We start from the raw sequence: 13690 nt of genomic DNA, 5'->3' as shown, positions 1-13690 counted from the left end.
ACGAGCCCCGCGCGCGACACTCCCACCCGGCGCCGTCGGTCAGACGACACGCCGCTTGAGCTTGCGCCGCTCCCGCTCGGACAGCCCGCCCCAGATACCGAAGCGCTCGTCGTTCTGCAGGGCGTAGTCGAGGCACTCGGAGCGCACGTCGCAACCCGTGCACACCTTCTTGGCCTCGCGGGTCGAGCCGCCCTTCTCGGGGAAGAACGCCTCAGGGTCGGTCTGCGCGCACAGGGCGCGCTCCTGCCAGCCCATCGGGCCCTCGTCCTCGAGGGCGCCGAAGATCGGCAGGACGTTGGAAGCGTGCGTCTGTGCACTCTTCCGTGCGTCCGACGGGAAGATCTCGTCGTTGTCGAGCAGATTCCACATGCGTGCCTCCGTGCGGGTTTCGTGCTGGTCCACTGCTCGTTCCAAGGCTCGGCGTGCGACGCTCTCCCGAGAGCCGCGGGTGGTGCTCGCTCATGAATCCGTTCTAAGGAATTACACGCGTGTCGTTCGCGTTGGTCAAGCGGAGACGTGGTAACTGTCCGGTTTTGTCGGGTGAACTTGCCCCGGACGGGTGATTCGGGCGTGTCGATCTAGGGTGGAGCGTGCCTCCGACGACCACTGCCGACCTCCTGCGCCTGCTCACCCGCGACCCTGGCCGGCCACGGCTCACCTGGTACGGCGACGGCGGCGAGCGCGTCGAGCTCTCCGGCGCGGTCCTGGAGAACTGGGTGAACAAGACGGCGAACCTGCTCGTGGAGGAGTTCGACGCCGAGCCGGGGACGCGCGTGCGGCTCGACCTGCCCGGCCACTGGCGAACCGTGATCTGGGCCCTGGCCACCTGGCGGGTCGGCGCGTGCGTGAGCCTCGTGCCCGAGGAGGCGGACGTGGTCGTGACCGACCGGCCCGACGCGAGCCCGGGCGCGACCGAGCTCGTCGCAGTCAGCCTGCCCGCGCTCGCCCGCCGGTACGACGGCACGCTGCCCGCCGGGGCGGTGGACGCCGCGACGGCCGTCATGACCTACGCCGACGCGCTGGGCTGGACGGCGCCGGCGCAGCCGGACGAGACCGCGCTCGTCGGGGCCGAGACCGTCACGCACGCCGACCTGCTGACGACGGCCGTCACCCCGGAACCTGGTCGCGTGCTGCGGGTCGCACCCGACCGGACCGGCACGGTCGACCTGCTGGCTGTGCTCGGCACCCTGGCGGGCGACGGGTCGCTCGTCCTCGTCAGCCCCGAGGTCGGCCGCGTGCTGCTCGACGACCCCGACCGTCGCGCGCGGCTCGTCGGGACCGAGCGGGTCACGACGGACCTGCTCGGGACGGCGGGATAGGGGCACGTTCTCCGGGGCAGCCCGCCCGGAGGAGGCGCGGCCCGCGGTGTTAATGTGCACCGTTTGCACAGCGGGGCGCGCGAGCGGCCGACGGACGACCAGAGAGCGGTGGCTTCCACGATGGCAGGCGACGCGACCGTCCTGGTCACCGGTGCGGGCGGCTACATCGGCCGGCACGTCGTCACCGCCCTGCTGGACCGCGGAGCCCGGGTGGTGGCCGTCGACCGGGCGGCCCGCGTCCCGGGCGGGTCGCGCGTCGACCCGCGCGCGACGGTCCTCGGGGTCGACATCTTCGACGCGGACGAGGCCTCCTACGAGGCGCTCCACTCCCCCGACGTCGTCGTGCACCTCGCCTGGGAGGCGGGTTTCCACCACGGCTCGCCCGCCCACATGTCGCGGCTGTCGGACCACTACCGGTTCCTGACGCGCCTGGTCGCGGAGGGCGCGTCGCACCTCACCGTGGCCGGCACGATGCACGAGATCGGCTACCACGAGGGCGAGATCGACGCGGACACCCCGACCCACCCGCAGACCCTCTACGGCATCGCCAAGAACGCCCTGCGCGAGGCGCTGGAGGTCGAGCTGCGCGGCGGTCCGGTCACGTTCCAGTGGCTGCGCTGCTTCTACATCTACGGGGACGACGAGGCCAACAGCTCGATCTTCACCAAGATCGCCCAGGCGGCCGAGCGCGGTGACCCGACCTTCCCCTTCACCACCGGCGCCAACAAGTTCGACTTCGTCGAGGTCCACGAGCTGGCCGCCCAGATCGCGGCGGTCGCGTCGCAGTCGCAGGAGACGGGCATCATCAACTGCTGCTCCGGGACCCCGGAGTCGCTCGCCCACCGGGCCGAGTCGTTCATCGCGGAGCGCGGCTACGACATCCGGCTCGAGTACGGTGCCTTCCCGGACCGCCCGTTCGAGTCCCCCGCCACGTGGGGCAACGCCGACGTGATCCGCAGGATCATGGCCTCCGCCACCTAGGAGCCCGGGGCGGTCGCGAGCGCCGCCCGGATGCACGTCCGAGACGTCGCATACTGCACACTAGGTTCCCATGCGCGGAATAATCTTGGCCGGCGGCTCCGGTACACGACTGCACCCGATCACTCTCGGAGTGAGCAAGCAGCTCGTCCCGGTGTACGACAAGCCGATGATCTACTACCCGCTCTCCACGCTCATCCTGGCGGGCATCCGTGACGTCCTGATCATCACGACGCCGCACGACGCCGAGCAGTTCCAGCGCCTCCTCGGTGACGGCTCGCAGTTCGGGATCTCCATCACGTTCGCCACGCAGCCGGAGCCCAACGGCCTGGCGCAGGCGTTCGTGATCGGCGCGGACTTCATCGGGTCGGAAGGCGCGGCCCTGGTCCTCGGCGACAACATCTTCTACGGCCCCGGCCTCGGTGCGAAGCTCCAGCGGTTCGAGGACGTCGACGGTGGCGCGGTCTTCGCCTACCGGGTGGCCAACCCGACGGAGTACGGCGTCGTGGAGTTCGACGAGGCCGGCCGCGCGCTCTCCCTGGAGGAGAAGCCCGCCAAGCCGAAGAGCAGCTTCGCCGTCCCCGGTCTCTACTTCTACGACAACGACGTCGTCGCGATCGCGCGGGACCTGGAGCCGTCGGCACGCGGCGAGTACGAGATCACCGACGTCAACCGGCACTACCTCGCCCAGGGGCGGCTGCGCGTCGAGGTCCTGCCGCGCGGGACGGCGTGGCTCGACACGGGGACGTTCGACTCGCTGCTCGAGGCGTCCGACTACGTGCGCACGGTCGAGCACCGGCAGGGGCTCAAGATCGGGTCGCCGGAGGAGGTGGCCTGGCGCCGCGGTTTCCTCTCGGACGACGACCTGCGCGTCCGCGCCGAGAAGCTGGTCAAGTCGGGGTACGGCACGTACCTCCTGGAGCTGCTGGAGGCCGGCTCGTGACGGCGGCCACCACCTCGGAGTCCCCCAGCCTCGCCCTCCCGCCGGCACCGCGACCTTCCGGCCGCAGCCGGCTTCTCACGTGGGGCGCCTCCGAGCTGCAGGGCCGCAACAACGGGCTGAACCTCATCCGCCTCGTGCTGGCCTACTCGGTCCTCGTCGCGCACGGGTGGTACCTGGCGGGCAAGGGCGTCGGCCCGCAGCTCAACGGCCAGAACATGGGCGGCTGGGCGGTGATGGGCTTCTTCGCCATCTCCGGCTACCTCATCACCGGAAGCCGGCTGACCAAGCCGCTCGGTGACTACCTGGTCCTGCGCATCGCGCGCATCTTCCCGGCCTTCCTCGTGTGCCTCGTCGTGACGGCGCTCGTCTTCGCGCCCCTCGCGTTCGTCAAGGCGCACGGGAGCCTCGACGGGTTCTTCACCACGCCGTTCACCCCGGCCAACTACATCTTCGCCAACGCGGGGCTGCGGATCATCGCCTTCGACGTCGCGGGCACCCCGACCGGCGTGCCGTACCCGGCCGCCTGGTCCGGCTCCCTGTGGACGCTCTACTACGAGTTCCTCTGCTACCTCATCATCGCGGCGCTGCTGTGCTTCGTCTGGGTGCGTCGTCGGCCGTGGGTCGTCTTCGTGGCCATGCTCGTCAGCATCGTCGGGTACGGCGGCTGGCCGCAGATCGCCCCGTACTTCGGCGGCAACGCCGACCTCATGTACCTGCTGCAGCTGATCCCGTTCTTCCTGGCCGGCTCGTTCCTGTACATGGTCAAGGACAAGTTCTCGTTCACGTGGCCGCTGGCCCTGCTGGCCGCCGCTGTCGGCTTCCTGATCGTGCTCAACGTCCCCGGCTGGGGTCCGCAGCTGGCGGCACCGCTCCTGGCCTACGTGATCATGTGGGCGGGTGCTGTGATCCCCGCGCCCAGGCTGGTGCAGAAGCACGACGTCTCGTACGGCGTGTACATCTACGCGTGGCCCGTCCAGCAGCTCCTCGCGCTGGCAGGGCTCTACACGCTCAACCTCGCGGTCTACGACCTCCTCGCGATCGTCTGCACCCTTCCGCTCGCCATCGCGAGCTGGTTGCTGATCGAGCGACCGGTGCTGCGACGAGCCCGCAAGGTGACCACGCACGCACGCCCGCCCGCCGTCCTGGCACCGGTGAACGGGTACGCTCCCGTGGTCGAAGAATCGACCGAGAGCACGCCGTCGAGCGCGGCGCAGACGATGACTGGGAGCGGGCAACCCCGATGACGACCACCAAGCGAGCTCTGATCACGGGTATCACCGGGCAGGACGGCAGCTACCTCGCGGAGCTTCTCCTGTCGAAGGGGTACGAGGTGCACGGGCTCATCCGCCGGGCGTCGACCTTCAACACGCAGCGCATCGACCACATCTACCAGGAGTCGCAGGACCCGAACCACCGGCTCTTCCTGCACTTCGGGGACCTGACCGACGGCTCGCGCCTCGTCACGCTGCTCAACGAGATCCAGCCCGACGAGGTCTACAACCTCGCCGCGCAGTCTCACGTGCGCGTCAGCTTCGACGAGCCCGAGTACACCGCCGACTCGACCGGCCTGGGCTCGATCCGCCTGCTCGAGGCCATCCGGGCCGCCGGCATCTCGCCGCGGTTCTACCAGGCCAGCAGCTCCGAGATGTTCGGCGCTACCCCGCCCCCGCAGGACGAGGACACGCCGTTCTACCCGCGCTCCCCGTACGGCGTCGCCAAGGTCTACTCGTACTGGATCACGCGCAACTACCGCGAGGCGTACGGGATCTTCGCCTGCAACGGCATCCTGTTCAACCACGAGTCGCCGCGACGCGGTGGCACGTTCGTCACGCGCAAGATCACGCGTGCGGTCGCGCGCATCGCCGCGGGCCAGCAGACCGAGCTGTACATGGGCAACCTCGACGCCGTGCGCGACTGGGGCTACGCCCCCGAGTACGTCGAGGCCATGTGGCGGATGCTCCAGCACGACGAGCCGCAGGACTTCGTCATCGCGACCGGGACGGCGTACTCGGTCCGCGACTTCCTCCAGTTCTCGTTCGAGCGCGTCGGCCTCGAGTGGGAGAAGTACGTCAAGTTCGACGAGCGCTACCTGCGCCCGACGGAGGTCGACGCCCTGATCGGCGACCCGTCCAAGGCGCAGCGCCTCCTCGACTGGACCCCGAAGGTGCACACCCCGCGCCTCGCCGAGATCATGGTCGACGCCGACATCGCCGCGCTCGAGACCGAGGGTCGCCACTACGTCGACGAGGTCCAGCAGGCCTAGGCGGTCCGCCCGGAGGTCGCCCGCGGGCGTCCCGACGACGTGCTCACCACAGACAAGCTCGGAGGCCGCACGTGCGCGTGCTCTTGACCGGCGGTGCCGGGATGCTCGGCAGCACCCTCGTCGAGGGATGGGCGCAGCAGCGCCCGGACGACGAGCTGATCGTGGTCACCCGCGACGTCGTCGACCTGCGCGACCGTGCGGCCACCCGGGCGCTGCTCGAGCGGGAGCGCCCCGAGGCGGTCGTCCACGCGGCCGCCAAGGTCGGCGGCATCGCCGCCAAGCTCGCAGAGCCGGCCACGTACCTGCTGGAGAACCTGCTGCTCGACACGTCGGTCATCGGTGCGTGCATCGAGGCCGGCGTCCCCGACCTGCTGTACGTGGGGACGGCCGCGGTGTACCCCGACCGGTACGAGCGGCCGTTCGTCGAGTCCGACGCCCTGTCCGCCCCTCTCGAGGGTGCGAACGAGGGCTACGCCCTGGCGAAGGGCGCGGCCGCTCGGCTGTGCGCCTTCGCCAGCCAGCAGTACGGCCGGAACTACCGCGCGGCGGTGCCGTCGAACCTGTACGGCCCGCACGACCACTTCGGGCAGAGCGCGCACCTCGTGGCCGCCGCGATCGGCAAGATCCACCGCGCACACCTGGCGGGCGACCCGACGGTCCCGGTCTGGGGCGACGGCACGGCGCGGCGGGAGTTCACCTACGCGCCGGACCTGGCCGCCTGGCTGATCGACCAGGTCGGCCGGCTCGCCGACTGGCCGGACGCGCTCAACCTCGGGTGCGGGACCGACCACTCCGTGCGCGAGTACTACGAGGTCGCGCGGGACGTCGTCGGCTACCGCGGCACGTTCACGTTCGAGACCGACAAGCCCAGCGGCACGCCCCGACGCCTCATCGACTCCTCGGCGGCGCGCGCGCTCGGCTGGACCACCCCGACCTCCCTGTCGGACGGGATGGCCGCCACGTACGCGGCGTACCTCGCCCACCACGACCGCACGCTGACCCCCTGAGCACCGAGAGAGACCATGCCTGACGCATCCCCCACGTTCCCCCTGGCCACCTCCTCCTGGGACGAGGCCGAGCTCGACGCGCTGCAGCGCGTGATCGCGAGCGGTCGCTTCACCATGGGTCCGCTGGTGGCGGAGTTCGAGCGCCGGGTCGCCGACGCGTTCGGCTCCGCGCACGCCGTCATGGTCAACTCCGGCAGCAGCGCCAACCTGATCGCGGTCGCGGCTGCGGTGCTCGACCCCCGCAGCGACCTCAACGCCGGCGACGAGGTCATCGTGCCGGCGGTGTCGTGGGCGACCACGTACTACCCGCTGCACCAGTACGGGCTGCGCCTGAAGTTCGTGGACATCGACGTCGACACGCTCAACCTCGACCTCGAGCAGGTGGAGGCGGCGATCGGCCCGCGCACCAAGGCGATCTTCGCGGTGAACCTCCTGGGCAACCCGAACGACTTCCGGCGGCTGCAGGCGATCGCCGACGAGCACGGGCTGCTCGTCCTCGAGGACAACTGCGAGTCCCTGGGCGCCACGTTCGAGGGCCGGTTCGCCGGGACCTTCGGTGCGATGGGCACGCTGAGCTCGTTCTTCTCGCACCACATCTCGACGATGGAGGGCGGCCTCGTCCTGACGGACGACGACTACCTGCGCCAGATGCTCGTGTCGCTGCGCGCGCACGGGTGGACGCGCGAGCTGGCCGTCGACAACGTCGTGCACCCGAAGTCCGGGGACGCGTTCGACGACCTGTTCCGGTTCGTCCTGCCCGGGTACAACGTGCGCCCCCTCGAGATGTCGGGGGCGCTCGGCATCGAGCAGATCGCCAAGGTTCCCGGCCTCGTGCAGGGCCGACGCGCGAACGCCGTCTACTTCCAGCAGAAGCTGGGTGGCCTGGATGACGTCCGGCTGCAGAAGGAGACCGGCGAGAGCAGCTGGTTCGGCTTCTCGCTCGTCCTCGAGGGTGCGCTGGCCGGCCGACGTGCCGACGTCGTCGCCGCGCTCACGGGTGCCGGCATCGAGTGCCGCCCGATCGTGGCCGGCAACTTCACGCGCAACCCCGTCATGCGCTACCTGGACGCCGACGTGCCGGACGCCCTGCCCGCGGCCGACAAGATCCACGCGGACGGGCTCTTCGTGGGCAACCACCACTACCCGGTCGAGCAGCAGATCGACCTGCTGCACGACACGCTCGCGGCACTGAGCTGACCGCCGGCGCGGTCTGCCCCCTCGCGGGGGCGGACCGCGTCAGGGCAGGGGCGGCAGCGGCTGCGTGTCGATCCACGCCGCCAGGCGTGCGATCCCCGCGCGCAGGTCGTGCTCCGGGGCCCAGCCGAGGGTGCTCGCCGCGACGGTGACATCCGCCCACGCGTGGCGCACGTCGCCCTCGCGGAACTGCCCCGTGACGTGCGGCGCGGGGGCGTCGTAGTACGCCGCGATCAGCTCCGCCGCCGTGGCGATCGTCTGGTCCTCCCCCGAGCCGACGTCTACGGGCCCCGAAGGCGCCGCCTCGACGGTCGCCGCCAGGTGCACCGCACGCGCGACGTCATCGATGAGCACGAAGTCGCGGCGCACGGCACCGTCCTCGTACAAGGGGATCGAGCGGCCGGCCTTCGCCATGCGGCAGAACAGCGACATGATCCCGGTGTAGGGGTTGATCAGCGACTGCCCGGGTCCGTACACGTTCTGCAGGCGCAGCACGACCGCCTCGACGCCGCGGGCGCGGCACCACACCGTGAGGATGTGCTCCTGCGCGAGCTTCGTGGCGCCGTAGACGCTCACCGGCGCCGGGAACACCGTCCGTGCGTCCATCGCGGTCGCGGTGGCCCCGGGGAAGTCCCAGACGCCGTCCTCGAGGGTCTGCCGGGTGCGCTGCGGCGGGTACCAGGTGTCGCCCGAGCCGGTCAGCCAGGCGCCCTCGCCGTAGACGGCGCGGCTGCTGGACAGGACGATCCGGCGCGGGAGGGTGCCGCGGCGCGTGAACGCGTCGAGCATCTGCGTCGTGCCCACCACGTTGACCGAGGCGTGCCGCGTGGACTCCTCCAGAGACTGGCCGGTCCCCGTCTCCGCCGCGAGGTGCACGACGACGTCGGGCGTGACGTCGGCGAGCAGCCGGTCCCACGTCTCGGGGACCGTGATGTCGCCGACCACCAGCTCGACGCGCGGGTCGAGGCCCGCCGGTCGCGCAGCGGACGGATGGATCTGCGGGTGCAGGTTGTCGACGGCGACGACGCGGTCGAACCGGTCGGCCAGGGCGGTGGAGATGGCCGACCCGATGAACCCGGCGCCGCCGGTCACCAGGGCCGTGCCCGGTCGCTGTGTGGTGCCAGAGCTCACGCTGTGCTCGATCTCGTCGGTGGGTGCCGGCCCGCCGGCGCGAGCCCCGGGCAGTCTCTCACGCAGCCTCGGACGGCCTCAGGCGGAGGTGCGCGTCCCGGCGAAGGCGTGGTGGGCGAGCATCTTGGCGGCATCCGCGTCGCGGTCGACGAGCACGCGCGGCAGCAGCGTGAGCGCGTGCGCACGGGACGTGAGGTGCCACCGGGCGGCGCGCGCCGCCCGTCGCCAGCCGAGCGCCGACATCTGCTCGGCGGCCTCCGCGAAGTAGCGTCGCTCGCCGTCGAACCGCGCCCCGCCCCCCGCGGTCGCCGAGGACGCGCTGGCGCCGTGACGGCGGTACTGGAAGCACACGTCGGGGAGCAGCAGGAGCGGACCGCCGGCGCACACGATGTCGATCTCCAGCGCGAGGTCCTGGATGATCGGGTACCCGTCGCGGAAGCCCGCGGCCTGGATCGCCTCGCGGCGGAACACGATGGACGGCCAGTACAACCAGTTGGCGCGCAAGAGGCTGGACGCCAGCTCCTCGCCGGCGAGCAGCCGCGGCTGGGGCGCGCGCGGCATCGACAGCTTCTGCTTGACCGTGTCCGCGAGGGTGCTGGTCACCGTGCCGGTCTCGTCGATGATGTCCACGCCCGGCTGGATCATGTGCGCCTGCGGGAAGCGGCGGTGCGCGTCCAGGACCGTCGCCACGTACGTCGGCAGCAGCACGTCGTCGCAGCCCAGGAGGACGATGAGCTCCTCCGTGGCCATGCCGACGCAGCGCCGGTAGTTGTCCGTGATCCCGAGGTTCTGCTCGTTGCGCACGTATCGGACGCGCGGGTCGTCGATGCCCGCGAAGTACTCGGCCACGGTCGGGTCCGGGTAGGCGTCGTCCACCACCGTCAGCAGCCAGTCGTCGTCCGTCTGGGCCTGCACGCTGCGCACCGTCTCCTTCAGGAGCGCAGGGTCTCCCCAGAACGGCACGAAGATGTCGAGCGGCATGGCAGGTCCTTGTCGTGTTCGTGGGCTGCGGGGTGGATGGGCCACACTACGACCTCATGCAACCGATTCGCGAAGCGGGCCAGGCGTGACCGACCCGGGAGCCGCCGCCCTGCCGGACCCCGCGCGGACCGCCTCCGAGCGCACGATCTCGGGCGGTGGCGCCGCCGGGGTCGGGATCGCCTCGATCGTCGCCGCCGGCTGCGGCTACCTCGTTCTCCTGCTGGCCGCGCGGTCGCTCGACCCGGCCCGGAACGCGGACTTCCTCGTGTTCTGGTCGCTCCTGTTCGGCGTGTTCGGCGTCCTCGGGGGCGTGCAGAGCGAGTCCACCCGCGCGTCGCACGCCGCGGAGAGCCGCAGCGGCGGAGCCCGGATCCTGCCGTGGGGCCTCCTGCTCGGCGGGCTCGCCGCGGTCGTCGTCGGAGCGACCGCACCGTGGTGGGGCGAGCAGGTCCTCGGCGACGCCTGGATCCCCGGCGTCGTCGCGGTCGGGCTCGGCGCCGTGCTGTTCGCCGGGCACTCGGCCGTCGCGGGCATCCTCGCCGGACAGCTGCGCTGGGGGACGTACTCGGTGCTCGTCGGCGCCGAGGCCGCCACCCGGCTGCTGCTCGTCGTGGTGGTCGTCCTCGCCGGTGCCGCGACGGACCAGCTGGAGCTGGCGGTCGCCGTGGCCGCAGGCGCGTGGATCGTGCTCGCCGCGATCTCGCGGCCGGTCCGCTCCGTCGCCGGAGCCGTCGCCGACGTCGCCGCGCCGCGGCTGCTGGCCAACACCGGCAAGGCTGCCGTCGCCGCCGCGTCGAGCGCCGCGCTCGTCGTGGGGTTCCCGGTCCTGCTCCGGCTCACGTCGGGAGACGTGGAGTTCGCCGACGCGGCACCGCTGATCCTCGCGATCTCCGTCACGCGGGCCCCGCTGCTCATGCCGCTGGCGGCGTACCAGGGGGTGGCCATCACGCACTTCATGGCCAACCGCGACCGCGGCCTCGGCGCCCTGAGCCGCGTGCTCGTGCTCATCACCGTGCTCGGCGCGGGCGCCGCGGTCGCCGCCGCCCTCATCGGGCCGTGGCTCCTGCGCCTGCTGTTCGGCGACGCCTACGGCGTGCCCGGCCCGGTGCTCGCGGGCCTGACCCTGGGCGCGACGGCACTCGCCTTCCTCACGATGACCGGCGCCGCCGTCCTGGCGACCGGGCGGCACACCGTCTACGCCCTGGGCTGGCTCGCGGCGACGACGACCTCGCTCGCCCTGCTGTTCACGCCGCTGAGCATGGAGGCCCGGGCGGTGCTCGCGCTCACGATCGGACCGCTGGTCGGCATCGTGATCCACGCGGTGGCGGTCCAGCGCTCGACGCGGGTGGCCTGACCCCCGTGCACGGGTGCCCGTGACGCGACGGTAGGCTTCCTCCGGCCTCGGACCGTCGTCCCTGGCCGACAACCAGGAGAGGTGACCGTGACGGACGCGCGCAAGCCGGTCCTCTGGCTGCACAGCCATTTCATGCTCCCCTTGGGCGGCACGAAGTTCATCTACGAGGTCACGCGTCGCCTCGCCGAGCGTCGGCCCGTCGAGGTCATGGTCGAGGGCGCCTCCCCGTTGTGGCGCGAGCGCTACGCCGAGGCGGGGATCCCGCTGCGCGAGATCGGCGGCGCGACGTCGCAGTCCATGGCGTACTGGGCAGCCTTCCCGGCCTACCTGGCCCGGGACCGGCGTGCGGTGACCGCCGCCGCGGCGGACGCCAGCGCGATCGTGTCGAGCTTCTTCCCGATGCCCGACGTCGCGACGCACGCCGCCAAGACGCACGGCCTGCGGCACGTGAGCCTGTGCTTCGAGCCGTTCCCGTTCTTCCACGACGCCGAGGTCATCGGCATGTACCCGCGACCGAAGCAGGCGCTCCTCGCCTTCCTCCGGACCGCGTACGGGCGGGTGGACACGCGAGGGATCCAGGACGCCGACGCGCTCCTCACGCTGAACGAGGCCACGGCCAAGCAGCTGGAGCTGACGTACGGCCGCACCGACGCCGAGTGCACCTACGCCGGCGTGGACACCGGGTTCTTCCGTCCGTACGCGGACGACGAGGTGGCGGACCTGCGCCAGCGCCTCGGTGACGGCCCCCGGGTGGTCCACTCGACCGACTTCTCGCCGATCAAGCGCACGGACCTCGCGATCGACGCCTTCGCCGTCGCCGTCCGCTCCGTGCCGGACGCACGCCTCGCACTGACCACCACGCGCGAGGACCCGCCCGAGCTCGAGCGGATGATGGCCCGGGCCAAGTCGCTCGGGGTCGCCGACAAGATCGACTACCTCGGCTTCCTGCCCTTCGTCGACCTCCCCCGGATGTACTCGATCGCCGACGTGCTCCTGCAGACCGGCACGTCCGCCGTGTCGGGCGCCACGACCATGTCGCTGCCGGTCAAGGAGGCCCTCGCCTGCGGGACCCCGGTCGTGCGCTCGGGCGTGACGGGCGAGGACGTCGAGGACGGCGTGAGCGGCTACCTGGTGGACCCCACCGACAGCGAGACGACCGGCGCACGCCTGGCGACGATCCTCGGCGACCGCGCCCAGGCGCACGCCATGGGCGAGGCGGGACGCAAGCGCATCACGAGCACGTACACCTGGGACCGCGTCGTCGACGTCGTCGAGCAGTCGCTGGAGCCCCGGTGACGTCGCCCGTGGCGGGGTGTCCGTCGGGGAGGACGACCGCGCGTGGTCGCTAGGATTCGAGGATGCCCGTGACCCCCGAGCCTCGCCTGCTCATCATCGTCCCGGCGTGGAACGAGCAGGCCACGGTCGCGTCGATCATCGACGAGATCCACACGACCCTCCCCTCCGCGGACGTGGTCGTGGTCAACGACGGCTCCACCGACCGCACCGCCGAGCTCGCCAAGAACGCCGGCGCCCGCGTTCTCGACCTGCCCATCAACCTCGGGGTCGGCGGCGCCATGCGCGCCGGCTATGTGCTGGCCCACCGCCGCGGGTACGACTACACCGTGCAGCTCGACGCCGACGGCCAGCACGACCCGGCGGAGGTGCGCGTCCTGCTGGAGACGATGGTCGCGGAGTCGGCGGACATCGTCATCGGTGCGCGGTTCGCGGGCGTCGGCGACTACACCGTCCGCGGGCCTCGGCGGTGGACGATGTCGATCCTGTCGACCGTGCTCTCCCGGGTCACCGGGACCCGTCTGACGGACACGACGTCGGGCTTCAAGGCCTGCAGCCGGTCGGCCATCGCGCTCTTCGCGTCCAACTACCCCGCCGAGTACCTGGGGGACACCATCGAGTCGCTCGTCATCGCCTCGCGCGCCGGGCTCACCGTCCGGCAGGTGGGGGTGCGCATGCGGCCCCGAGCCGGCGGACGTCCGTCGCACAGCCCCGTCAAGGCGGCGATCTTCCTCGGACGCGCCCTGCTCGCCCTCCTGATCGCCCTGTCGCGGCCCAGCGAGCCCGTCGCCGCCGAGGGAGCACGCGCGTGAGCGGGTACCTGTTCGCACTCGCCCTCTGCGTCCTCGTCGTCGGGCTCCTCTACTACCTGCTGCGGACGCGGCGGATCCGGGAGAAGTACGCCGGCATCTGGATCGCCCTGGCCACGGCCGTCGTCGTCCTCGGGATCTTCCCCCAGGTCGCGTTCTGGCTCTCGGACCTCGTCGGCGTCGAGACCCCCGTCAACCTGGTCTACGCCGGCGCGTTCCTCGTGCTGCTGCTCGTGTGCATCCAGCTCTCCACCGAGGTCTCGAACCTCGAGGAGGAGACCCGGACGCTCGCCGAGGAGATCGCGCTGCTCCGGCTCGACCTGAACGAGCTGGCCGAGCGGGTGCCCGACTCGACCGGCACCGACTCTCCCGTCACCACGGACGGCGCCTGACCGTCTGGGCTGCACCGCCCGGACGG

The 13690-nt window shown here is 71.6% G+C and carries 14 protein-coding genes; 11 read left to right on the top strand and 3 right to left on the bottom strand.

The window, feature by feature from the left end; all coding sequences use genetic code 11:
* Positions 1–39 precede the first annotated feature (39 nt).
* Entirely contained in the window at positions 40–369 is a 330-nt protein-coding gene (locus tag J2X26_RS07830; RefSeq protein ID WP_055912877.1) for a WhiB family transcriptional regulator, read from the bottom strand.
* Between the two features lie 221 nt (positions 370–590).
* Between J2X26_RS07830 and J2X26_RS07825 the strand changes: the two genes are divergently transcribed.
* From J2X26_RS07825 to J2X26_RS07795, 7 genes are all read left to right on the top strand, one after another.
* Entirely contained in the window at positions 591–1319 is a 729-nt protein-coding gene (locus J2X26_RS07825) for a TIGR03089 family protein (protein ID WP_307491225.1), read from the top strand.
* Between the two features lie 120 nt (positions 1320–1439).
* On the top strand, positions 1440–2300 hold the full coding sequence (locus J2X26_RS07820) for an NAD-dependent epimerase/dehydratase family protein (protein WP_307491223.1): 861 nt from the start codon (positions 1440–1442) through the stop codon (positions 2298–2300).
* A gap of 70 nt (positions 2301–2370) precedes the next feature.
* On the top strand, positions 2371–3240 hold the full coding sequence (gene rfbA / locus J2X26_RS07815) for a glucose-1-phosphate thymidylyltransferase RfbA (protein WP_307491221.1): 870 nt from the start codon (positions 2371–2373) through the stop codon (positions 3238–3240).
* A complete protein-coding gene (locus J2X26_RS07810; RefSeq protein WP_307491220.1) occupies positions 3237–4484 on the top strand; it encodes an acyltransferase family protein in 1248 nt (415 codons plus the stop codon). Before rfbA ends, J2X26_RS07810 begins: the two co-directional genes overlap by 4 nt.
* Positions 4481–5503, top strand: a complete 1023-nt coding sequence (gmd, locus tag J2X26_RS07805; protein ID WP_307491219.1) for a GDP-mannose 4,6-dehydratase — start codon at positions 4481–4483, stop codon at positions 5501–5503. The genes J2X26_RS07810 and gmd overlap by 4 nt, the downstream gene beginning before the upstream one ends.
* A gap of 71 nt (positions 5504–5574) precedes the next feature.
* On the top strand, positions 5575–6510 hold the full coding sequence (locus tag J2X26_RS07800) for an NAD-dependent epimerase/dehydratase family protein (protein ID WP_307491217.1): 936 nt from the start codon (positions 5575–5577) through the stop codon (positions 6508–6510).
* Positions 6511–6525: 15 nt separating this feature from the next.
* Positions 6526–7707: a DegT/DnrJ/EryC1/StrS family aminotransferase gene (locus tag J2X26_RS07795; protein WP_307491215.1), complete on the top strand. Its 1182-nt coding sequence runs from the start codon at positions 6526–6528 to the stop codon at positions 7705–7707.
* 39 nt (positions 7708–7746) lie between these two features.
* Here the strand turns inward: J2X26_RS07795 and J2X26_RS07790 are convergent, their stop codons facing one another.
* Positions 7747–8835 carry an NAD-dependent epimerase/dehydratase family protein gene (locus J2X26_RS07790; RefSeq protein ID WP_307491213.1) on the bottom strand — a complete coding sequence of 363 codons (1089 nt, stop codon included), beginning with the start codon at positions 8833–8835 and terminating at the stop codon, positions 7747–7749.
* Positions 8836–8913: 78 nt separating this feature from the next.
* Positions 8914–9816 carry a glycosyltransferase gene (locus J2X26_RS07785; RefSeq protein ID WP_307491211.1) on the bottom strand — a complete coding sequence of 301 codons (903 nt, stop codon included), beginning with the start codon at positions 9814–9816 and terminating at the stop codon, positions 8914–8916.
* 85 nt (positions 9817–9901) lie between these two features.
* Between J2X26_RS07785 and J2X26_RS07780 the strand changes: the two genes are divergently transcribed.
* The 4 genes from J2X26_RS07780 to J2X26_RS07765 all read left to right on the top strand — a co-directional run bounded on the left by J2X26_RS07780 (position 9902) and on the right by J2X26_RS07765 (position 13664).
* Positions 9902–11170 (top strand): hypothetical protein, encoded by a 1269-nt coding sequence (locus J2X26_RS07780; RefSeq protein ID WP_307491209.1) that lies wholly within the window; start codon positions 9902–9904, stop codon positions 11168–11170.
* Positions 11171–11257: 87 nt separating this feature from the next.
* On the top strand, positions 11258–12466 hold the full coding sequence (locus tag J2X26_RS07775) for a glycosyltransferase (protein WP_307491207.1): 1209 nt from the start codon (positions 11258–11260) through the stop codon (positions 12464–12466).
* A 62-nt stretch (positions 12467–12528) separates the two neighbouring features.
* Positions 12529–13275 carry a glycosyltransferase family 2 protein gene (locus tag J2X26_RS07770; protein ID WP_307491205.1) on the top strand — a complete coding sequence of 249 codons (747 nt, stop codon included), beginning with the start codon at positions 12529–12531 and terminating at the stop codon, positions 13273–13275.
* Positions 13272–13664 carry a DUF2304 domain-containing protein gene (locus tag J2X26_RS07765; protein ID WP_307491203.1) on the top strand — a complete coding sequence of 131 codons (393 nt, stop codon included), beginning with the start codon at positions 13272–13274 and terminating at the stop codon, positions 13662–13664. Before J2X26_RS07770 ends, J2X26_RS07765 begins: the two co-directional genes overlap by 4 nt.
* The last annotated feature ends 26 nt before the right edge of the window (positions 13665–13690 follow it).

It is taken from the genome of Cellulomonas humilata (assembly GCF_030814415.1).
Taxonomy (GTDB): domain Bacteria; phylum Actinomycetota; class Actinomycetes; order Actinomycetales; family Cellulomonadaceae; genus Cellulomonas; species Cellulomonas humilata_A.
This window is presented reverse-complemented; position numbering and strand designations above follow the sequence as displayed.

Bases quoted from the DNA above. Each gene is read 5' to 3' on its own strand.
- gmd (WP_307491219.1), top strand. From the start codon at position 4,481: ATGACGACCACCAAGCGAGCTCTGATCACGGGTATCACCGGGCAGGAC.
- rfbA (WP_307491221.1), top strand. From the start codon at position 2,371: ATGCGCGGAATAATCTTGGCCGGCGGCTCCGGTACACGACTGCACCCG.
- J2X26_RS07830 (WP_055912877.1), bottom strand. From the start codon at position 369: ATGTGGAATCTGCTCGACAACGACGAGATCTTCCCGTCGGACGCACGG.
- J2X26_RS07770 (WP_307491205.1), top strand. From the start codon at position 12,529: ATGCCCGTGACCCCCGAGCCTCGCCTGCTCATCATCGTCCCGGCGTGG.
- J2X26_RS07795 (WP_307491215.1), top strand. From the start codon at position 6,526: ATGCCTGACGCATCCCCCACGTTCCCCCTGGCCACCTCCTCCTGGGAC.
- J2X26_RS07820 (WP_307491223.1), top strand. From the start codon at position 1,440: ATGGCAGGCGACGCGACCGTCCTGGTCACCGGTGCGGGCGGCTACATC.
- J2X26_RS07785 (WP_307491211.1), bottom strand. From the start codon at position 9,816: ATGCCGCTCGACATCTTCGTGCCGTTCTGGGGAGACCCTGCGCTCCTG.